This is a genomic window from Candidatus Leptofilum sp. (assembly GCF_965223285.1).
GTDB lineage: Bacteria > Chloroflexota > Anaerolineae > Promineifilales > Promineifilaceae > Leptofilum.
This window is the reverse complement of the sequence record NZ_OZ244997.1, coordinates 764,998-787,041: the sequence shown is the minus strand read 5'-3', so window position 1 is coordinate 787,041 and position 22,044 is coordinate 764,998. Positions and strand designations below refer to the sequence as shown.

General features: G+C 52.6%; 15 protein-coding genes. 13 read left to right on the top strand and 2 right to left on the bottom strand.

What is annotated here, in order from left to right:
• Positions 1 to 19: 19 nt before the first annotated feature.
• Positions 20 to 2,056 (bottom strand): thioredoxin domain-containing protein, encoded by a 2,037-nt coding sequence (locus ACOQPU_RS03940; protein WP_420643829.1) that lies wholly within the window; start codon positions 2,054 to 2,056, stop codon positions 20 to 22.
• A gap of 82 nt (positions 2,057 to 2,138) precedes the next feature.
• Here ACOQPU_RS03940 and ACOQPU_RS03935 point away from each other — a divergent pair, with 82 nt between their 5' ends.
• Positions 2,139 to 4,127 (top strand): hypothetical protein, encoded by a 1,989-nt coding sequence (locus ACOQPU_RS03935; protein WP_420643828.1) that lies wholly within the window; start codon positions 2,139 to 2,141, stop codon positions 4,125 to 4,127.
• Positions 4,128 to 4,145: 18 nt separating this feature from the next.
• Here ACOQPU_RS03935 and trpA read toward each other — a convergent pair whose 3' ends face one another.
• Positions 4,146 to 4,955, bottom strand: coding sequence for a tryptophan synthase subunit alpha (gene trpA, locus ACOQPU_RS03930; RefSeq protein ID WP_420643827.1), 810 nt, complete (start codon positions 4,953 to 4,955; stop codon positions 4,146 to 4,148).
• Positions 4,956 to 5,105: 150 nt separating this feature from the next.
• On the opposite strand from trpA, the gene ACOQPU_RS03925 reads away from it, so the two are divergent.
• From ACOQPU_RS03925 to ACOQPU_RS03870, 12 genes are all read left to right on the top strand, one after another.
• Positions 5,106 to 5,834, top strand: a complete 729-nt coding sequence (locus tag ACOQPU_RS03925; protein ID WP_420643826.1) for a response regulator — start codon at positions 5,106 to 5,108, stop codon at positions 5,832 to 5,834.
• A gap of 49 nt (positions 5,835 to 5,883) precedes the next feature.
• Positions 5,884 to 7,266, top strand: a complete 1,383-nt coding sequence (locus tag ACOQPU_RS03920; RefSeq protein ID WP_420643825.1) for a sensor histidine kinase — start codon at positions 5,884 to 5,886, stop codon at positions 7,264 to 7,266.
• A 314-nt stretch (positions 7,267 to 7,580) separates the two neighbouring features.
• On the top strand, positions 7,581 to 9,533 hold the full coding sequence (locus ACOQPU_RS03915) for a substrate-binding domain-containing protein (RefSeq protein WP_420643824.1): 1,953 nt from the start codon (positions 7,581 to 7,583) through the stop codon (positions 9,531 to 9,533).
• A 226-nt stretch (positions 9,534 to 9,759) separates the two neighbouring features.
• On the top strand, positions 9,760 to 10,971 hold the full coding sequence (gene pstC, locus ACOQPU_RS03910; protein ID WP_420643823.1) for a phosphate ABC transporter permease subunit PstC: 1,212 nt from the start codon (positions 9,760 to 9,762) through the stop codon (positions 10,969 to 10,971).
• A complete protein-coding gene (gene pstA, locus ACOQPU_RS03905) occupies positions 10,971 to 13,181 on the top strand; it encodes a phosphate ABC transporter permease PstA (RefSeq protein WP_420643822.1) in 2,211 nt (736 codons plus the stop codon). Before pstC ends, pstA begins: the two co-directional genes overlap by 1 nt.
• Positions 13,181 to 13,966 carry a phosphate ABC transporter ATP-binding protein PstB gene (gene pstB / locus ACOQPU_RS03900; protein ID WP_420643821.1) on the top strand — a complete coding sequence of 262 codons (786 nt, stop codon included), beginning with the start codon at positions 13,181 to 13,183 and terminating at the stop codon, positions 13,964 to 13,966. The genes pstA and pstB overlap by 1 nt, the downstream gene beginning before the upstream one ends.
• A gap of 4 nt (positions 13,967 to 13,970) precedes the next feature.
• Entirely contained in the window at positions 13,971 to 14,657 is a 687-nt protein-coding gene (gene phoU, locus ACOQPU_RS03895) for a phosphate signaling complex protein PhoU (protein WP_420643820.1), read from the top strand.
• 87 nt (positions 14,658 to 14,744) lie between these two features.
• A complete protein-coding gene (locus tag ACOQPU_RS03890; RefSeq protein ID WP_420643819.1) occupies positions 14,745 to 15,788 on the top strand; it encodes a permease in 1,044 nt (347 codons plus the stop codon).
• Between the two features lie 76 nt (positions 15,789 to 15,864).
• Positions 15,865 to 16,638: a TIGR03943 family putative permease subunit gene (locus ACOQPU_RS03885; RefSeq protein WP_420643818.1), complete on the top strand. Its 774-nt coding sequence runs from the start codon at positions 15,865 to 15,867 to the stop codon at positions 16,636 to 16,638.
• An 18-nt stretch (positions 16,639 to 16,656) separates the two neighbouring features.
• Positions 16,657 to 18,030 (top strand): Ig-like domain-containing protein, encoded by a 1,374-nt coding sequence (locus tag ACOQPU_RS03880; RefSeq protein ID WP_420643817.1) that lies wholly within the window; start codon positions 16,657 to 16,659, stop codon positions 18,028 to 18,030.
• 78 nt (positions 18,031 to 18,108) lie between these two features.
• On the top strand, positions 18,109 to 19,269 hold the full coding sequence (locus ACOQPU_RS03875) for a hypothetical protein (RefSeq protein WP_420643816.1): 1,161 nt from the start codon (positions 18,109 to 18,111) through the stop codon (positions 19,267 to 19,269).
• Between the two features lie 408 nt (positions 19,270 to 19,677).
• Complete coding sequence (locus tag ACOQPU_RS03870) at positions 19,678 to 22,023, top strand: protein kinase domain-containing protein (RefSeq protein ID WP_420643815.1); 2,346 nt, start codon at positions 19,678 to 19,680, stop codon at positions 22,021 to 22,023.
• The last annotated feature ends 21 nt before the right edge of the window (positions 22,024 to 22,044 follow it).

Below are 22,044 nucleotides of genomic sequence, written 5' to 3'. Positions count from 1 at the left end.
GATTGTGCCTGATCTTTGGCTAACCAGCTAGCTGATTTGCGAGGGATTCTGGCGTATTCACTGGCTGCTGGCAAACGAAGCGGCGGCAGACGTAGGCGGTGGCTTTATTGTTCAGTTGCGTTCGTTCGGTCAGTAAGGGGATTTGGCTGGCGGCATCTCCAGTAGCTACAACCAGATTGGGGCGGAAGGAAGCAAAGGTGGTGTCGAGGAGTGCCTGAGTGTCTGGCTGACTAAGATCGCCGATGATGGCCAGCTCCTGGGGCTGGCTGGTGATGAATACGGCCGCACCCAGCCAATGGGCAAACGCATTTGGGTGTTGCACCATCGCGCCATAGAGTGAGGAAACGGCCGTTTCTGCCAGCTCCCAATATTTGCTATTTCCTAAGTACAAACTGAGCTTGAGCAGCACCTGCGCCGCCATCGCGTTGGCACTGGGCACGGCGTTGTCCTGCAAATCTTTGGGGCGATGAATAAGGGCTTCATGATCATCCGAGGTATCAAAGAAGCCACCGTGATCTGTGTCGTAGAAGTGGGTGCGCATCATCTCCGCCAGTTCATGTGCCCAAGTGAACCATTGCTCATCGAAGGTGGTTTGGTAAAGTGCCAGCAGGCCATCAGCCAGATAAGCGTAATCTTCCAGGTAGCCGTTGTATTTAGCAGCGCTGTCTGCTTTCCAGGTGCGGAGCAAACGGCCGTTTGCTGTGCGCATTGTTTTGTAGAGGAATTGGGCATTGAGGACGGCCGTTTCGGTATAATCGTGCCGCTTCAAAATGCGCCCTGCCTCAGCAAAAGCGGCTAACATCAGGCCATTCCAGGCGGTAAGCACCTTGTCATCCAGGCCGGGCCAGATGCGTTGGGCGCGGATGTCGTACAGTTTTTGCTTGGCCGCAGCGAGTCGCTCCACCACCTTCTCCTCGCTCATTTTGCTGGCCCAGGCCACCTCATCCAGCTCTTTTTTGCGGTTGAGGATGTTGCTACCTTCCCAGTTCCCTTGCTCAGTCACATCATAATACAGCTTAAACAGTGCCGCATCCTCACCCAAATGCGCGTTAATTTCTGCCGCCGACCACACGTAGAATTTGCCCTCTTCCCCTTCACTGTCGGCATCGTAGCTGCTGTAGAAGCCGCCATCTTCATGGCGCAGCTCACGCATGACAAAATCCAGCGTTTCTTCCGCAATTTGGCGGTAAAGTGGCTCCTGGGTGACTTGGTAAGCGTGCAGATAAACGCGGGCAAGCAATGCGTTGTCATACAGCATCTTTTCAAAGTGCGGCACCAGCCAGTTTATGTCGGTGGCGTAGCGGGCAAAGCCGCCACCAAGCTGATCGTACATGCCGCCGTAGGCCATCTTTTTGAGCGTGGTTTCGGCCATGTGCAAGATGCGGCTGTCTTTGTGCAGCACAAAACTTTGCAGCAAATATTCCAGGGTCATGGACGGCGGAAATTTAGGTGCGCCGCCAAAACCGCCCCGCTCATGGTCAAAATCCTGGGCCAAGACGGTCGTTGCTTTGCCAAACATGGTGGGGGTTAGCACATCGTCTTCACCCGTGAGGACGGCCGTTCGCCGCAAATGTTTGGTAATGTCCCCTGCGCTTTGCAAAATCTCTTGCCGTTTGGTTTCCCAAGCGTTAACAATGCCCTGCATGAGCTGGATGAAGCTGGGCATTCCGTAGCGGGGCGCGGGTGGAAAGTAAGTACCGCCGTAAAACGGCCGTCCATCCGGCGTGAGGAAAACGGTCATGGGCCAGCCACCCTGCCCCGTCATCGCTACCACCGCCTGCATGTAGATGGCGTCCAGGTCGGGCCGTTCCTCCCGGTCTACCTTGACATTGATAAAATGCTCATTCATATATTTGGCCGTGGTTGGGTCTTCAAATGATTCGTGGGCCATCACGTGGCACCAATGGCAGGCTGCATAGCCAATGCTGAGCAAAATGAGTTTGTCTTCCTGACGGGCTTTGTGCAACGCTTCCTCGCCCCAGGGATACCAATCGACGGGGTTATCAACGTGTTGCAGCAAGTACGGGCTGGTTTCTTGGGCTAGTTTGTTCGGCATACAATTCCTTAAGGTAAGTAGACAAATTTTGACAATTAACCGTTAACCATTAACAATTCTCTGGATGATACAACAAGAACCGATGACACGAAACAAGCTGTACTCAAGACTCGCCTTCATAGGCCTCATTCTCATTACGCTTTTAATCTATTATCCGCCATTTGATTGGGCGTTTGTGGGTGATGACTATGTGCAATTTGATTATATCAAAGCGGGCATGGCCAATCCGTGGGCCTATTTTTCTCTGCTGAATCCGTATGAAAATGGCTGGTATTATCGCCCACTGCAACTGGTATGGTTTGGCCTGCTGGAGGTGGTTTTTCACTATTTACCCAACGGCTATTATTGGGTGGCTCTATTGTTTCATGTTTTGACGGTTTCTGTGCTTTATCATGTTGCGCGGCAGCTAAAAATGGGGTGGATAACGGCCGTTCTCATCGCCTCATTATTTGCCATTCATAGCCATTGGGTAGATGTGGTTAGCTGGCTGAGCAGCATTGCCATTGTGCAGGCGGGGCTTTTTTCCTTGCTGGCGGTGAGTATGTGGTTACGGTATTTGGAACGGCCGTCCAACCGTACCCTGTTGCTCACTCTGCTCTTCTGCCTGCTCACGTTCTGGTCTCACGAAGAAAGCATGCTGCTGCCGCCATTTCTCTTTTTGATGCTGCTCGTCAAGAGATTGGAGATCGAAGATTGGAGATTAGGTCGCAAACGTTTAATCAGCAATCTCCAGTCTCAAATCTCCAAAACAGAATGGCTCACCTTCACCGGGCTGGCATCATTCACGCTTGCCTACATCATCATCATGTTTACGCGCCCCAACCTGACGGTAGACATTAGCAGCCGGGAAACAACCGACTGGTTTACCTACTTCACCTGGCCGGAACTATCACAGTTCATCCACATCACAACATTCCGTCTAACATACCTCACAAATTTATTGAGCCTGAGCGGAACGGCCGTTTCCCTTTTTGCAGCGGCCATGATTGCACTGGCAGGGGTGTGGTTTTGGTGGGGGAACCGCGTGGTTCGGCTGTGGTTGGCATGGCTGTTTCTGCACCTCGCCTTCATCTACCTGGCACTGTGGACACAACTACCAGAGCTTTACGCGGGACGGCATATCTACCAGGGGATACTTGGCTTGGTATTGGCAATCGGGGCTACTTTTGAAATGAGCTTGGCGTGGTTTTCCTCATCCCGAAAAATGCAACGGACAAGAAGAAAAACGCAACGTGCCCTGCGGCCTCAGCAGTGGGGAATCGTTTTGGCAGTAGCGGCGGTAACGGCCGTTTCCGTCCATCATTTCAGCCAAATCCGCCAAACCCAGCAGGAATGGTTGGAAAATGTGGCAGAGGAAGCAGCCGCGCGCACCCAACTTGCAGAACTTTTCCCTACCATCACACCAGATAGTCACTTTTTTGCCGTCCGCTTTCCCATCAGTCCAAATTTCACACGCACCGTGGTGCAGCTCTGGTACGATACATCACTAGAACGGCCCGGAGGGAGCCTATCCCATCTTGGGAGTGTAGGACGCGCTGACCCAACATTTGTGGTGCTAGATTACCAGGATGGTGAGCTTTATAATTTGATGCCATCACTGCAACAATATGAGGAAACAATTTTCCTATGGACTGAGGCGGGGGAACTTACGTGGTTAGATGAAGACGGTGAAGAAACTGCCGTTTCAGAAGCACCAACAAGCAATCTTTCTGTTTACCACAACCCAGCCAGCAGCCAGCTGGCCTTAAGCATGAAGCCCCAAAACGATCTTTGGTTATCGCATAGAATTGAGCTCTCGTTGCCGGTAAACAGCGAACTACAGACAGCTATCCTGACTACACTCGGCACCCATTATCGCGTCAGGCTGGTTACCAGCAGTGGTGAAGAGCAGATTTTGTATGAATCCAGCGGAGAAGGGGGAACCGTATGGCAACCTGTAGAGATACCACTTGGATTATATTCGGACACGGCCGTTTCGCTCTATTTTGAAGTGCGTGGTGAAAATTTAGCAGACGATGCGACAGCTTACTGGGCCAATCCCCGGCTCGTACGTGGGAAGTTGGAGAACTAAATCTTTAGCATCAACTCGTTAATTCTTTGACAATCCTTCACGCAAAGATTTTACAAACCGAACGGCCGCTTCCGCTTTATTTGCTTCGACGGCGTTGGTGGCATTGATCAGTGCGCTGCCCACGATGACCCCATCAGCCACCTGCCCCACCTCCGCCGCCTGGGCAGGGTTGCTAATGCCAAACCCAACGGCGAGGGGAACGGCCGTTTTGCGACGCACCTGGTTCACAAAGCCTGCCAAATCCGTTCGCACCTGGCTGCGCGCCCCCGTCACCCCCGTAACGCTCACCAAATAAATAAACCCGCGCGCTTGCGCCGTCACCAAATCAATTCGCCTGGCATTGCTGGTAGGAGCCAAAAAAGGAATCAACGCCAAGCCAGCTTCGGCCGTTTTGCTATCCAGCGATTCTGCTTCTTCTGGCGGCAAATCCGGCACGATGAAACCATCCACGCCCGCCTCAACTGCGTCGTGCACGTACTCTGCTTCGCCATATGCCAAAATCGGATTCACATACCCCATCAGCATGATAGGCGTCTGCACGCCCCGCTGGCGCAGTTTGCGCACTATTTCCAGGCAGCCTGCGGTGGTGGTGCCATTTTCCAGCGACACTTGGGTGCTATGCTGCACCGTGGGGCCATCGGCCAGCGGATCGCTAAACGGCACACCCAGCTCCAGCAAATCGCTATAAGTTGCGATGGCTTCGATGATTTCCAGCGATGTTTCGGCATCTGGGTAGCCGAGGGTAAAGTAGGGCATGAGTGCGGCCGTTTGGGTTTGATGGGCTTGGGTAAAAGCGGCCGTAATGCGGTCTGTTCCGGTTTTGGTCATTGAAGCCTTCCTACTGCATTATTTTTGCACCATTGAGTATAGTGCGACGCAAACAAGTGGCAAGTCGTGAGGGGGGCAGAAAAGCGTTGTCATTGAATTTCACGCAAAATCCCATTGACGCCGCCGCGTTTCAGAGATACAAAAGAAAAAATGGAAACCAAAATTCTGGTCGTTGAAGACGACAACACCTTGCTAGAAATGCTAGAATACAACCTGAACCGCCAAGGTTACCAGGTTGTCACAGCGAAGGACGGCCGTTCCGCCCTTACCTTTGCCCGTCAGGAAAAACCAGACCTCATTGTACTGGATGTGATGCTGCCCGGCATCGACGGCTTTGAGGTGTGCCGCATTTTGCGCAAAGAATTTAGCTTCCCCATCCTCATGCTTACCGCCCGCACCGAAGAGGTTGACAAAATTGTGGGGCTAGAAATGGGGGCAGATGATTATCTGACCAAACCATTCAGTATGAGAGAGCTGATGGCCAGGGTGAAAGCGTTGCTACGCCGCGTAGACCTCATCCGCGAGGCACTGAACAGCCAAACCAATGGTAGTTCTGCCACCGATCTCGAAGAACCGATTCCGCTACTCACCTTTGGCAATCTGGAAATTGACCAAAATCGGCGTGAGGTGCGCCTGAACGAGAAGCCTTTGCGCCTCAAGCCTAAGGAGTTTGATCTCATTTTGTTCCTGGCGCGACACCAGGGCATCGCCCTCTCACGCGATCTCATTTTGGAACGCGTCTGGGGCTGGACTTACGACGGCAATAGCCGCACGGTGGATGTCCATGTCCGCTGGCTGCGCGAAAAAATCGAAGAAGACCCCAGCAACGCCCGCCGCATTCTCACCGTGCGCGGCATCGGCTATCGCTTTGACGGCTAGCTGCCGGTAATCGGTAAACTCTCGAACGCCGATTACGGATTACTGAAAAATGTTCCCCAAAATTCGCTGGCGCATTGCAATCTCATATCTCATTTTGGTCACCATCGTTATGACCGGGTTGGCCAGCTACCTATCTCGGCCCGGCTGTCTGGGAGATGCAGGCTGTGTGCGGCAGGCGGTTTCGTTTACGGCCGTTCTGCTATTGGTCTTGGCAGCTGTGGTGGCGTTTCCGGTGGCGGCCCGCACCACCCAGCCCGTGCAGCAGCTTACCTCGGTCATCCGCCGCATCACGGGTGGCGAGTGGGAAGCTCGCATCCTCCCCCTCACACGAGACGAAATGGGGGAACTCATATTTGCCTTCAACAACATGATTGATACGCTGCGGCAGCAGCATTTGACCTTGCTACAAGATAACGGCCAGCTAGAAACAGTGCTCAACTACATGGCAGACGGGGTGCTCATCACCGACAGCGTTGGGCGTGTACGGCTGATCAATCCGGCCGCCAGCAAGCTCTTTTCGCTTTCGGAAAAATCTGCGCTTGAACGCACCTTTGCCGAAGTCGTGCGACACCATCAACTCATCGACTTGTGGCACGCCTGCCAAGAAGAGGAGCAAGTTGTGACGGCCGCGGTTGAACTTGGGCGCGTTTTTTTGCAAGTGATTATCACTCCCTTCAAAGAGGGCTGGGCAGAAGGCTACCTGGTCATTTTGCAAGATTTAACCACGATGCGACATCTGCAAACCGTGCGGAGTGACTTTATCAGCAATGTGTCTCATGAGCTGCGGACGCCGCTGGCCTCTTTACAGGTCATCATCGAAACCTTGCAGGATGGTGCTTATGATGATCCGGAAACGGCCGTTCGCTTTCTGGACCGGGCCGCTGCTGAAATTGATGTGTTAACCCAAATGGTAGAAGAGCTTCTGGAGCTGTCTCGCATAGAATCGGGTCAGGTACCGCTGCGTTTGCAGGCAACGGCCGTTGCCGATCTGCTGCTGGGGCCAATGGATCGTCTTAAGCCGCAAGCAGAGCGAGCCAGCCTGAATCTCATTCTGGATTTACCGGCCGCACTGCCGCTGGTTCTAGCTGACCCCACCCGCATTCATCAAGTTGTTTCCAATTTGCTGCACAATGCCATTAAGTTCACCCCAGATGGTGGCAATATCACGCTCAAGGCTGAAGCAGACGAAGAAAAAAATGAGGTTGTCATTACCATCCAAGACAATGGTATCGGCATTGCCCAAGAAGAGCTAGGGCGCATATTTGAGCGGTTCTACAAATCTGACCGCGCCAGAACCCGCAGCCTGGGGGGAACCGGGTTGGGTTTAGCTATTTCGCGGCATATTGTACAGGTGCATAACGGCCGTATGTGGGTTCATAGCAAGGAAAATAAAGGCAGCAGTTTCTTCTTCACGCTGCCGACGAGCAGTTGACTATTTTGCATAAAAAATTGACAAATTTTTCGTCACTCACATCGCGTTATGTTAACTTTTAACAAAACCTTTACCCAACCATAGCTAAACGTTAACCAATCCCCGCTGACCTCGCAAAAATCCTCTGATAAACTCCCAATCAAGCTCATTTACTTACGGAAAAATAGTGCAAACCTTGTAGGTTTGCGCTTTGTTTTTACCAATCCGAGCAGGTGGTCCATAGAGCTTTTGACTGCCGCTTACTCAATGGTCATCTACCAGTTCCAAAACGTTGCTGTGGATGGCACCTTGATAGGGAATCTAGGAGAAGAAATATGCGAAACAAACTTTTTGCAATTTTGGCGATCTTTGCCTTGCTTCTGGTAGCCTGCGGTGGCGGGGAAGCCGAAACCACGGAGCCAGAAACCATCACCGAGACCGTAGAAGTTGAGGTCACCCGCGTGGTAACCGAGACAGAAACGGTAACCGAAACTGTCACAGAAACGGTTACTGAAACCGTTGTCGAAACAGTAGAAGTCTTGGCTTTACCCGCCGTAGACCCGCTTTCGGTAAGCGGCGACCTGGTGATTGCGGGTAGTTCCACCGTCTTCCCCCTGGCTGAGCGTATGATTGAGCGTTGGCAGGATGAAGGTGGCCCCGCTGGGACCTACGACTCCATCGGCTCCGGAGCTGGCTTTGAACGTTTCTGCGTGGCGGGCGAATCCGACATCTCTGGGGCGAGCCGTGCCATCAAAGATTCTGAAATTGAATCTTGCCAAGGCATTGGTCGCGACCCCATCGAGTTCCGTATCGGCACCGATGCGCTGGCCGTCACCGTTAGCTCAGAAAATGATTTTCTCACCGACCTGAGCCTGGAACAGCTTGCGCTCGCTTTCAGCACCGCCGAAACGTGGGCTGATGTAGACGCCAGCTTCCCAGCGGAACCGATTCAACGTTTCATCCCTGGCACCGACTCTGGCACCTTCGACTTCTTTGTGGAAGAGGTATTTGACGAAGATGAAGGCCCCATCCTGGCGGCGAGCAACACCCAGCTATCTGAAGATGACAACGTGCTGGTTCAAGGTATCCAGGGCAGTCCATATGCCATCGGCTTCTTTGGCTACGCTTACTACCAAGAAAACGCTTCCTCCCTCAATATCCTCAACATTGAAGGAGTTGAAGCCAATGCTGCCAACGTTGACAATGGCACCTACCCGTTGGGACGGCCGTTGTTCATGTACTCTGATGCCACCATCATGGCTGAGAAACCACAAGTCGCCGCCTTCCTCAACTTTGTGCTTACCTTCGTGAATGAAGAAGTTGTTGACGTGGGCTACTTCCCGGCAAGCACAGCCGCGCTGAACGCAGCCAAAGAGGGCTGGGCAGGCGCACAAGGTGTTGCTGTTGGCGGTGGTGCATCCGCTGGTGTTAACTTGCCCGCTGTAGACCCGCTGTCGGTGAGTGGCGACCTGGTCATTGCCGGTAGCTCCACCGTCTTCCCGCTGGCTGAGCGTATGCTCGAGCGTTGGCAGGATGAAGGTGGCCCTGCTGGGACCTACGACTCTATCGGTTCCGGGGCTGGCTTTGAGCGTTTCTGCGTGGCGGGTGAATCTGATATCTCTGGGGCCAGCCGTGCTATCAAAGATTCTGAGATCGAATCTTGCCAATCCATTGGCCGTGACCCCATCGAGTTCCGTATCGGCACCGATGCATTGGCTGTTACCGTGAGTGCCGACAACGACTTTGTAGATAATCTTAGCTTAGAGCAGTTGGCTTTGGCCTTCAGCACGGCCGAAACGTGGGCTGATGTAGACCCGAGCTTCCCGGATGAACCGATTCAACGCTTCATCCCCGGCACCGACTCTGGCACCTTTGATTTCTTCGTGGAAGAGGTTTTCGACGAAGATGAAGGCCCCATCCTGGCGGCGAGCAATACCCAGCTGTCTGAAGATGACAACGTATTGGTTCAAGGTATCCAGGGCAGCCCGTACGCCATCGGTTTCTTTGGCTACGCTTACTACCAGGAAAATGCTGGCTCGCTCAGCATTCTCGATATCGAAGGCATTGAAGCGAATGCTTCTAACGTTGATAACGGTTCTTACCCGTTGGGACGGCCGTTGTTCATGTACTCCGATGCCACCATCATGGCTGAGAAACCACAGGTGGCTGCCTTCCTCAACTTCGTACTCACCTTCGTGAATGAAGAAGTGGTGGATGTCGGTTACTTCCCGGCCAGCGAAGACGCTTTGAATTTGGCAAAATTGGGTTGGCTGAACGCAAATAACTAATTCTAGAACCTTAGCTTGAAAGGTGTGGCTCTTTATTCAGAGCCACACCTCATATTATTTACGAAAATAGGTGAGAAAAACCTATCTCATGAACCTTTTGATGTAAGGAGTTGGATGTAACCAACTCCTCTTTTTCTCTTTTACCAGTCTGGTCTATTTTTCGGTAGAATAGCCAAGTTTATTAACCTCTTCGGGAAAAGAGAAAAGTGTGAAGCAGGAGGAATCAATGGCCACACAAAATCCTGCCACGCCAATGGTCGGTGCAGCAATACAAGCAGACGAGTTAGCCAAAAAACCTCGTATTGGAGAATCGATCATACAAACAGTTTTGTTTGTTTGTGGCGCTATTTCAATCTTAACGACTGTTGGCATTGTCTACATTCTGGGCAGTGAATCATTAAACTTTTTTGCCAATACCAATTGGGAAGACACCAACAAGCGTATCGTCGTGAATATGAGCCAGGCGGCAACCACTTTGGAAGCGGCCGAATCTGGAGCTGCCATTGAGGTTGGGGAAACGATTCGGCTCAACGACGAAATTATGGAAGTAACGGCCGTTAATGGCAGCATTCTTTCTGTCAATCGCGGCATAGATGGAACGGAAATTGTGCCACACAATACTGGGGTCACAATTGAACGTGCCACCGATGTGTCCATTTTAGACACAATTACGTCCACAAACTGGACGCCTCAACTAGGTGATTTCGGCTTGTGGCCGCTGATTTTGGCCACGATTATGACGAGTGTCATTGCCATGTTGGTGGCTTTGCCCGTTGGTTTGGCAACAGCCATTTACCTCAGTGAATATGCCTCTGACAAAGCAAGATCAACGCTCAAACCCATTCTGGAAGTGTTGGCGGGTGTTCCCACAGTGGTTTACGGTTATTTCGCCCTCACCTTCATGACCCCCCTCCTGCGCAGCATGTTTGGTTTGGAAACGGTAAAAATCTTCAACACAGCATCGGCGGGTATTGTGGTAGGGATTCTCATCATCCCACTCGTTACCTCCATGAGTGAAGATGCACTTCATGCGGTTCCCGACTCTTTGCGCCAGGCTGCCTATGGCTTGGGAGCAACCAAGCTAGAAACTTCATTGCGGATTGTGCTGCCTGCGGCACTTTCGGGTATTACGGCCGCTTTCGTCGTTGCTATTTCCCGGGCCATTGGTGAAACGATGGTGGTGGCTATTGCAGCGGGGTCTGGCCCCAAGAACTTTGATTTTGGGGAAGACAGCCTGTTTGGCTACATCCTAAATCCGTTTGAATCGGCCGAAACGATGACCGGGCACATTGTGCGGATTAGTGGCGGTGACCTTAGTTATGATTCAATTGATTACAACAGTATTTTTGCCATTGGTTTGGGCCTGTTCTTAATGACACTCACGCTAAACATCATTAGCCGCCGCATTGTGGCCAAATACCGCGAGGTGTACGAGTAATGGCAGACCAAACACATTACCCTGAAGGGACGAAGCTCGAAGAGCAAATTAACAAACGGCACCGCTCTGGTTCAATCTGGCGTACCCTTTTTCAGGCATCCACCATTATTGGCATTCTGGCCCTGACAGCATTGCTGTACAACATTATCAATGAGACGTTTGGCTTGGTGGCCGTGCAAAACAGCGTGGAACCAGACAAGCTGGTGCTGGATTTGGAAGAAGCGATTCTTCTGGAAGCGAGCAACACCCTTTCTAGTGAAGACGATAATGTGCTGGCAGAGGGCATTGTTAATGACGAATTTGGCATTGGCTTTTTTGGCTATGCCTATTATCAAGACAATAGCGACAGTTTGAAAATCCTGTCTGTTGACGGGATTGAAGCGTCCATCGAGACGGCTGGCGACGGCACTTACCCAATGTCACGGCCGTTGTACCTGTACACTTCGGAAGATATTTTACAAAACAACCAGGCTGCCAGCATTTATCTAAATTACTTACTGACCAACATCAATGATGAAATTGGTGAGGTTGGGTACTTCCCCATAAGCCAAAACGTGCTTTCTGCATCACAGGTTGCCTGGGTGCAAAACAGCGGGTTCAATTTGCAACCGGGCCAATGGGCGGCCATTAACCCTGCTGGTTTAGGGGGCAGCATCATTATTGCCGGGAGTTCAACACTGTTCCCGGTGACTGAACACATGCGCAACCAAATTGTGGCGGATGGCTTTACTGCCAACGTCAACCTTCAGAGCGTAGGCAGTACCGCGGGTCTTGAGATGTTCTGTGTGGACGAGAGCGTTGATATTGCTGCCGCCAGTCGGCCCATTAAGCCGGGGGAATTTGAAGCGTGCCGGGACAATTTCATCCAGCCCATCGAGATGCAAATTGGTACCGATGCTTTGGCGGTGGTTGTGAATCGTGAAAACAGCTTCCTGGAAGATGTGACCCTTGATGAGCTGAAGCAGATTTTTACAACGGCCGTATCCTGGTCAGACGTAAACCCAGCATGGCCGGATGAACCCATCAGTCGGTACATTCCGGGGGTCAATTCTGGCACGCTGGATTTCTTCACAGAAACAGTTTTTCCAGAAACTTTGGAAGAGTTGCCCAAAGAAACCCTGGTGCAAATCTTGCAAAACAACATCTCGGTAGGTTTGGGGCGCAATTTGGAGCGGCAACAGCGGTTTTTTGAAGACAGCTTCGTCTTTGAAGACCCAGAACTGTTTGCCGAAGTTTGCGCTGGAGCAGAACCTCCAGAAGGGTGCACCCTTCGCGCCCGCGACCAAAACAATGTGTACGACCTGATCGTCCAGGAAGTGGTGCGGCCAGACGTAGTGCAATCCTGGACGTTGATGGATTCGCTCACCAGCCGCAGCGAAATTGAGGCATTTACCGCCGAAGAGTACCCTAACGCAGAGCTGGAGTTCCGCTCCTGGCTGTCGGGGCGTTTTCTCACCTCGCCGCAGTCCAGCACACCAGAGTTTGCCGGGGTGCGTACCGCCATTTTCGGCTCGCTGTGGGTGGTTTTGATCACCATCCTGTTTTCGTTCCCGGTGGGCGTGGCGGCTTCCATCTACTTAGAAGAGTATGCAGAAGACAATAGGCTCAACCGCATCATCCAAACCAACATCAACAACTTGGCAGGCGTTCCTTCCATTATCTACGGAATGCTGGGGCTGGTTATCTTTGTGCGCCTGCTGGAATCCTTTTCTAGCGGTGCGCTGTTTGGCTTGGTGGATGATTCGGCAACGGCAAACGGCCGTACCGTTATCTCCGCCGGGTTAACGCTGGGCTTGCTCATCTTGCCCATCATCATTATCAATTCGCAAGAGGCCATTCGTGCCGTGCCTAGCTCGCTGCGGCAGGCAGGCATGGCGCTAGGTGCAACCAAATGGCAAACCATCTGGCACCACGTTATTCCCAATGCCCTCCCCGGCATTTTGACAGGAACCATTTTGGCCATTGCCCGCGCCATTGGTGAAACAGCCCCGCTGGTTGTCGTTGGTGCTTCTACCTTCATCACCGTAGACCCCAGCGGGCCCTTCTCAAAATTTACCGTTTTGCCCATTCAAATTTATCAATGGACTTCCCGGCCTCAGGCTGAGTTCCGCAACATTGCCGCTGCCGCCATTGTGGTGTTGCTGGTTTTGTTGCTGTCGCTGAATGCTTCGGCCGTTTATCTGCGTAATCGCTACTCAAGGAGAGCCTAATGTCTTCCAATGGAGTTAGTGGCCCTATCGCCATCGAATCGCACAGCCTGCACGTTTATTATGGCGACTTTAGGGCTGTTAAAAATATCTCATTAAAATTTCCGTCCGAAAAAATCACTGCGCTGATTGGCCCATCTGGCTGCGGCAAATCCACCGTTTTGCGCTCCTTCAATCGGATGAACGATCTCTATTCAGTTGCCCGCGTAGAAGGTGAAGTGACTTATCGAGGTACGAACATCTACGACGCCAAAATTGATCCCGTAGAAATTCGCCGACGCATTGGCATGGTGTTCCAAAAACCAAATCCATTCCCAAAAACCATCTATGAAAATGTTGCTTGGGGTGCTCGCATCAATGGCTATCAAGGCGACATGGATCAATTAGTAGAAGAGTCACTCCGCCAAGCCGCCCTGTGGGATGAAGTGAAGGATAAGCTCAACCAGAGCGGCCTTTCACTCTCTGGTGGACAGCAGCAGCGTTTGTGCATCGCCCGCACCATTGCCGTCAAGCCAGAGATCATCCTGATGGATGAACCAACCTCTGCGCTAGACCCTGTTGCCACGCTTCGCATCGAGGAGCTAATTCAGGAGCTTAAGAAAAAGTACACCATTATTATTGTTACCCACAACATGCAGCAGGCAGCCCGTGCCTCTGACTTTACTGCGTTCTTTAATATGGATAGTGACCGTGCTGGCTATTTGGTGGAATCTAGCGAAACCAACGAGCTATTCACCAATCCTAAAAATGAATTGACAGAACAGTATATTACAGGACGTTTTGGTTAACATAATGGTTATTCGAGAACATTACGCACGAGACCTCCGCAACATGCAGGATGAAATTCTACGCATGGGCAGCGAAGTTGAAGAGAATCTCATCAAAGTGGTCACCGCCTTGCTAAAGCGTGACTTGGTCACCTCAGATGAGTTGGTAAAGTCCGATAAGTGGTTCAACCAGCGGCGCATAGACATCATGAACCAAATCTTTGGCATCATTGCCACCCAGCAGCCCATGGCCAGCGACTTGCGTCTGCTAGCCGCTTCGCTGGAAATTGCGGGGGAGCTGGAGCGCATTCACGATTACGTAAAAGGCATAGGCAGCATCAGCCTGATGATCGGGGAGGCTGAAGTGCCAGCCAAGCTGGTAGTGCATATGCCCCAAATGGCCGAAAAAGGTCGCTTTATGCTGCATCGTTCTTTAGACGCATTCACGCAACGTGATTCCGATATCGCCTTTGAAACAATCAAAAGAGATGATGAAGTTGACGAGCTATACAACAACACCTACCGCGCCGTGATGGCGTATATGGCAGCCAATAGTGACTCGTTCCAATTAGCACAACGGTTGGAATGGGCGGCGCACAATCTGGAACGTGCAGCCGACCGGGTCACCAATATTTGCGAATGGGTGATCTATTTGGCTTCTGGCGAATATAATCAGGGCAAAGAATTGCTTCGCTCGTACAATTCTACATAAGTGTGTCACAACTGAGCATTTTCTAAAAATCTTGCTTTCTGCGGGTCGTGTCGTTGACGCAACCCGTTATTTGTTTATATTTCTGGCATGGCACAAGTTGAGGAGAAACAAACAATACAAAGCGAAAGTGGGCATACGGCCGTTTCTGCACGTAATTACGGCCGTCTCTTGGGCGCAATCGTCATTCTGCTGCTCATCAGCCTGTTCCCCAACCTCCTCCCGTCTAACCTCAATGAGCGGTTTCAAACCTTTGTCACCATCTTTTTGGGAATCTTCATTGAAGCAGTGCCCTTTTTGCTGGCGGGCTCGCTGGTTTCTGGGCTGATTGATGTTTTTGTAGACAAAGAAGCATTGGCGCGGTACGTGCCGCGACGAGTAGTGCCAGCGGCGTTTGTGGGGTCATTGCTGGGGTTTGCTTTCCCAGTGTGTGAATGTGGCGTGGTGCCGGTAACGCGGCGGCTCTACCAAAAAGGACTGCCTGTCTCCGTGGGCATTGCCTTTTTACTGAGTGCCCCGGTGATAAACCCGGTGGTCTTGGTAAGTACCTACGTCGCTTTTGGTTGGGGGCCAGTGTTGGTTGGTCGGTTTGCCTTTACCATTCTCATCGCCTTTGTGGTGGGTCTCATCTTCCAATTTGCCCCGCCCCAAGAGATTATTTTGCCGCAGACCGACGACAGCCACGACCATGATCATTATGCAATGGCCGTTGGCAACGGCCGTTCCCAACGTCTGTGGCAGGCAGTCACCATCGCCGGGGACGACTTCATCGACATGGTGCGCTATCTGATTATTGGTTCGATGCTGGCGGCCACCATGCAAACCTTTGTGCCCCAATCGACCCTCATTGCCTTTGGCAGCGGCCCTGTCACCTCCGTAGTGGCCATGATGGTGCTGGCTTTTGTCCTTTCCATCTGCTCCACAGTGGATGCGTTTTTGGCACTTTCCTTTGTCAACAGCTTCACCACCGGCTCCATCCTCAGCTTTTTGGTCTTTGGCCCGATGGTGGACATCAAGAGTGCACTGATGTTCCTGGGCGTTTTCCGGCGGCGCGTGGTGCTTTACCTTATCCTGCTGCCGTTGGCGTTCACCATGCTCATTACCGTTTTCATCAACCTGAACCTGAATTGGTAGGGATATAAGCCACGGATTTCGCGGATTTTCAGGATTGTAATCCGCGCTAATCCAAAAAATCCGTGGGTAAAATATTATGAAACACACAATCAAAGTTATCTTACTCATCGCCTTAGGTATTTTCTTGCTAACCCGTTTGCTGAACGGTACGCTCAGTTTTTACATTCATCCTCGGTTTAACGTGCTGACGCTGCTAACGGCCGTTGGCCTCATAGGTCTAGGCATTGCTTACGCCATTCAACAGCGGCGGCAGGCTGCCCACAATCATGCTCATGATGAAACCCACGACCACGATCATGAGCATGAACACGTCCACAGCCATGACGTCACCTGGGCCGGATTGCTGCTGCTGGCCATCCCTGTGGTGCTGGGGCTGCTGGTGGAACCCCGTCCGCTCGGCGCATCCGCCTTGCAAAATCGTGAAATCAACATTGGCAATGATGTGTCGCTGGTGTCTGCCAATGCGCCGGAGGGCAGCGAATTGAGCGTGATTGCCAACGCGGGCGAGCGCAACATTCTGGATTGGCTTTACTTGTTCCAGCGCAGCCCAGAACCCACTGCTTTTGACGGCCAGGAGGCGCACGTGGTTGGCTTTGTCTACCGCGATGACCGCTTTGCCGAAACGCAGTTCATGGTGAGCCGCTTCACCGTTAGCTGCTGCGTCGCCGACGCCGCACCAATTGGCTTGATTGTGGAATGGCCGGATACGGCCGTACTCGCCCCAGATAGCTGGGTAGAAGTTAGCGGCACTGTCCAGGCCCGCACCTTCAACGGCGTGCAAATGCCCGTGCTGGTGGCAGAGAGCATCACGCCCACGGAAACGCCGAGCCAGCCGTATCTTTATCAGTAAATCGCCCAATTACCATCTATGTCTCTCACCCGCTTCGACCGCATCGTTATTTCCACTCTGGCTGTGCTAGTGACAATGATTACGGCCGTTATTCTCTACGGCGACAATATTGCTCTGGAAGCAACAGACAGATGGCCCGCGCCCAACGGCAGCAATGTTTCTACCCGCACCAACATCCAGGTGACCTTTAGCGAACCTTTGGCAACTGTGGCGGAAACGGCCGTTACGCTCGATCCCCCCCTCCCAGGCACCATTTCTATTGCCAACAACCAGCTCATCTTCCAGCCAAACGCACCGCTGGATACCAATAGCCGCTATCGTGTTACCCTCGCCCCCGAGATCAGCAGCGAACAAGGACACCAGCTAGATGAGCCACTCAGTTGGGAATTCCAGACTGGCCAGCCGCGCATTGTCTACATCAGTTGGGATGATGAAGCCGCCGACCAGCTTTACATTGCCAAGGTGGACGGCGAAACCGTTACGACAACACCGCTCACCGCCACTGACGCGGACGTGCTCGACTTTGCCGTCAAACCAGATGGCAGCCAGATTGCCTACGCCATCCTGCGCGACGGAGGTGCGGCCGATTTGTGGCTCATCAACAGCGATGGCAGCAACAACCGGGAACTGCTTGCCTGCCCAGACGCAGCCTGCTCCCAGGCGCAATGGTTGCCAGACGGCCGTCGCCTCATCTACGAGCGGCGCAACATCCCTACGCCCGGTGCCCCACCCGGCAACCCGCGCCTCTGGTGGCTAGACGCAACCACCGGGGAAACCGTGCCACTCTTCCAAAACAATCAAATGCTGGGACTGTATCCCCGCGTTTCAAACGATGGGCAGTGGCTCAGTTTTGTGTCGCCCATTGACCAGGGCATCCAGCTATTTAATCTGGCAGACGGCTCCGGGATGCTCATCCCCAACCAGATGGGTTCCCCGGCCGTGTGGCGACCGCAAGGCGACAGCCTCCTCATCACCAACATCAACGCCAGCGGCACCAATTGGAGCGTGGAGTTAACTAGCGTTGATCTCGCCAGCGAAGATGTCATCGTCCTCAGCCAGCCCATGCTCGGCGAAGAGAGCGTGGATGACAGCTCTCCCGCTTGGTCACAAGATGGCCAATGGATTGCTTTTGGTCGCAAGCTGCCGCGCGTGCCCATGGGTCGGCAAATCTGGGTCATGCAAGCTGATGGCTCGGAACCGTTGGCCATCACCAACGATCCGCAAATTCATCATGGCGAAATCGCTTGGTCGCCAGACGGCCGTTTCTTGCTCTACCAGCAGTACAATTTGGATGAACTGTACGCCAAGCCCGCCATCTGGCTCATCGAAGTCGCCACTGGAGAGCGCACCGAAATTGCCTCACCCGGCACCCTACCCGCCTGGTTGCCGTAATAGAAGATTCCAATCACAGATTGCCCAGATTAATAAGATTGTTTGCGGTAAATCTGCGAAATCTTTGATAAAGAAAATATGCAAAAGCAACTAACAGATGCATCCCAACCAGAAAAAGCTCGACACTTATCCCGCTGGCGACTTGGGGTATTGTTGTTGATGTTATTTGCCTTCCTCGGCGCATCCTACGCTTTTTTGCAACCACCCCGCCGCTCCAACTCACTCCCGCCCATCCTGTACGTGGCTGAGGATGAGGCGGGCTTGTACCAGCTATTTCTGACTGATCCCCCTGATTGGCAACCGAGGCAGTTGACGGAGGAAACGGCCGTTCTCCTAAACTACGCCCCCGCACCCAGCGGCACCCAGATTGCCTACGCCAGCAAGTTGTCTAACGGCGACAGCCAGATCAAACTACTCCCGCTCAATGGCTCGTCAGAAACAGTGCTTACCTGCGAAATTGCAGAATGCGCCCAACCCGTTTGGCACCCGGACGGCCGTCGCCTCCTGTACGAACGGCGTGAACCCCCTAACTTTAGCCGCCCCCAGCTTTGGTGGCTGGACACTTTCACTGGCGAAACGCGCTTGCTGCTAGAAAATGAAACCGCCGTTGGCAGCAACGCTCGCTTCTCACCAGATGGAAACTGGGTCGCTTTCGCGGGTTCACCGGATGAAGGAGTAAGGTTATACAATTTTGCAGACGGCCGTTTCCACACCTTCCCTAGCAATATCGGCACCCCTGCCGCCTGGCATCCGCTGGGCAACCAGTTACTCTTCCAAAACAGCCGCACGGTCGTCTTTCACGGTGAAGACAACGATGATCACGACGAACACAGCCACGATTTTGCCGTCGGTGTCAGCCTCTACCTGGGCAATCTCAATAGCGATAGTGACAGCCGCCTACTTAGCGAGGATGGCGCGTTCAACGACGGTAACGCCGCGTGGTCACCAGATGGCGAGTGGATTGCCTTTGGCCGCCGCCTGGCTGGCACCAACACCGGTCGCCAGCTTTGGCTCATGCGCGCCAACGGCTCCGAAGTCCGCGCCCTGACGGACGATATTTCATTCCATTATGGCCCACCAAGCTGGTCGCCAGACGGCCGTTTCCTCCTCTTCCAGCAATTCGATAGCAACACCCCAGACCAGCCTCCCATCGTCCGGCTGCTAGAAATTGCTAGCGGAACCTTCACCCAAATAACCACGCACGGCTTGCTCCCGGCATTTCTACTTACCACAGAGTGATACTTTCACCTTGTCACCCCTTCACAATCGTTAACCAATAGCCATACCCTTCCCAAAGGATCACAATATCGGTTTTAAGGTTGATGCTTAATCTGGTTTACAATAAATGAACGCAGTTTTAGCGCACATTTTACAGTCAGGGCCATTTGGCTCAAGTAAAATGTAAAAGCGGGAAAATAATTCGAAGTTAGCAAAGCCATTTCTCCCGCTTTTACTTGAGTGGATCACAATTTCTTGGCTCATTTTTCATCAAAATTCTTTTTGTGATTTACAAATGTGGAAACGAACAGTCTAATATGCCATAATCAGCATAGCAGTAGCATAAAATTGTTCGTGTTTATCAATTCCGTTTATTTCGATCTAACCGGCTCTTGAAGTAAAAATGACAAGCTCATCGTTTAATTTATCATGACATCAGTTGGACCAAGCTGGATCGGCCGTACCATTGGCGACCGATATGAAATTGAATCAATTTTGGGGCGCGGCGGTATGTCGTCGGTTTACCGTGCCACCGACCCCAATTTGCGGCGCAAAGTTGCCGTCAAAATTATTCACCAGCACCTCTCCGACAATAAAGAATTTATCGAGCGGTTTGAACAGGAAGCGGCCGTTATTGCCCAATTGCGCCATCCAAACATCGTGCAAGTGCATGACTTCAATCACGAAGGCGAAGTCTACTTCATGGTGATGGAGTACGTGCCGGGGGAAACCCTCGGCAAGCGACTGGAAGCACTCAAAGGTGCAGGCTTGCGTCTGCCGCTCAATGACACCATTCGCATTCTCACCACCATTTGCGGAGCCGTCGATTACGCTCACCAGCGGCGCATGATTCACCGCGATTTGAAGCCAGCCAACGTGATGCTCAACTTGCTGAATGAGCCAGTACTGATGGATTTTGGCATTGCCAAAATTGTAGGTGGACGCTCTCATACAGTGACTGGTGCCGCCATGGGAACGGCCGCTTATATGTCGCCAGAACAAGTGAAGGGTGAACAAGCCGACCACCGCTCCGACATTTACTCGTTGGGCATCATGATGTATGAGATGCTGAGTGGCGAAACCCCGTTTCATGGCGACTCCACTTACCAAATCATGCTCAAGCACATCAACGAGCCATTGCCAGACATCCAGCTTGTAGAGGCCAACACGCCCAATTCGCTAGTAAATATTTTGGAACGAGCTCTTTCTAAGAACCCCGATCACCGCTTCCAGACGGCACAAGAGATGGCCGCGGCGTTAAGCACCGCCGCCATGCAAATGCCCAGCCCTACCGACACGCTGGCCGCCCGCCATCTGGATCGGCTGATGGTAATGTGGCAATCGGCCCGCGACTTGTATGACGAGCGCGAGTTTGCCCGCTGCCTGGACAAACTGGATGAGCTGCACCGCGCCGACCCGGATTATCAAGAGCAAAAAGCGAAACAGCTAAGGCAGCAAGCTATCGACCAACTCATTGAGCGGGCTAATCGCACCTTGGCGGCTGGCGAATTTTCTGAAAGCCTAACGGCCGTAAAAGCCCTGCGCGAACGCGACATTCCCCATCCTGAACTGGATAATCTTGAAGGCAAAGCGCGTGCTGGTTTAGAAACAATGGCACTCCAAGCACGGCTCAATCAGCTATACGAAGAAGCGTTGGCCCATTTGGATAACCGGGAATACCAATCTGCCCTAGCCAAGTGGGAAGCGATTGAACAGCGGCGGGGGACCCTGCCATTTGCCGACAAGCTGGCTGTGCAAAAGCGGGCCAATGAAGGCATTTGCGCCCAAATGTATAGTCAGGCGATGGCAACTTTGGCGCAAAACAGCCCTGAGCAGGCGTTGGCGATTTGGGAGAAAATTGCGGCCACCGATGCTGAATTCCCGGATTCGCAAAACGTGGTGCAATCTGCCGAAACGATGATTCAGGCGCAAAACCGCCAAATGTGGCGAACGCCAATATTTGTTGTCGGGGGTATTGTTGTGCTTGGGCTGCTCATTTGGGGTGCAACCGCGCTTTTTGGCGATGGCGATGATCTGGCTGAAACGGCCGTTTCCCCCACAACCATTCCTGCAATCGCCGCCAGCACAGAAAGACCTACAGCAACCATGCCACCCACAGAAACGGCCACCAACCCACCAACGGCAACCGCAACAGATGCCCCCACGAACACGGCCGTTCCTACCCACACCGCCACGCCAGAGCTAACACCCAGCACCACCCCACTGCCAGAAGATACGGCCGTTGCCATAGACAACGCCTCTATCTTTGCCCAAGCGGATGCCAACAGCAACCAAGTGGCCGTTGTCCGCGCCGAAGAAATGGTGACCGTGCTAGGTCGCTCCGCCAACAGCAATTGGCTTTACGTAGTAGATAATGTGGGGAATCGTGGCTTCGTCTTTAAGGAACTGCTGTCGTGGGAGGGCAACATTGAGGATTTACCCATTCGCAACGGCAGCCCAACGACAACCGAAGCAACGGCCGTTCCTACCGCAGATGGCGCGTTCAGCCTGGACATTTACCAGCTAGACGGTACCGAACAGTGCGGCGAAGGCAACTCTTGGACCCAGCAAGTGTACATGCGGGCGCAGGGCGTCAGCGGAACGTTTGCATATTATTGGGAAGGCGAACTGGTTGGAACGGCCGTAAATGATAACATTACCTTTGAAATTAGCAGCAGCGGTGGAGCCGTTGTTGGCACAGGCAGCGTCATTGCTAATGGCGAAGAAGCCAGCCAACAAATATTTATCCCGCCGCCGCCGTGCAGCGAAAATTAATCCCGATACACAACTTGGAGA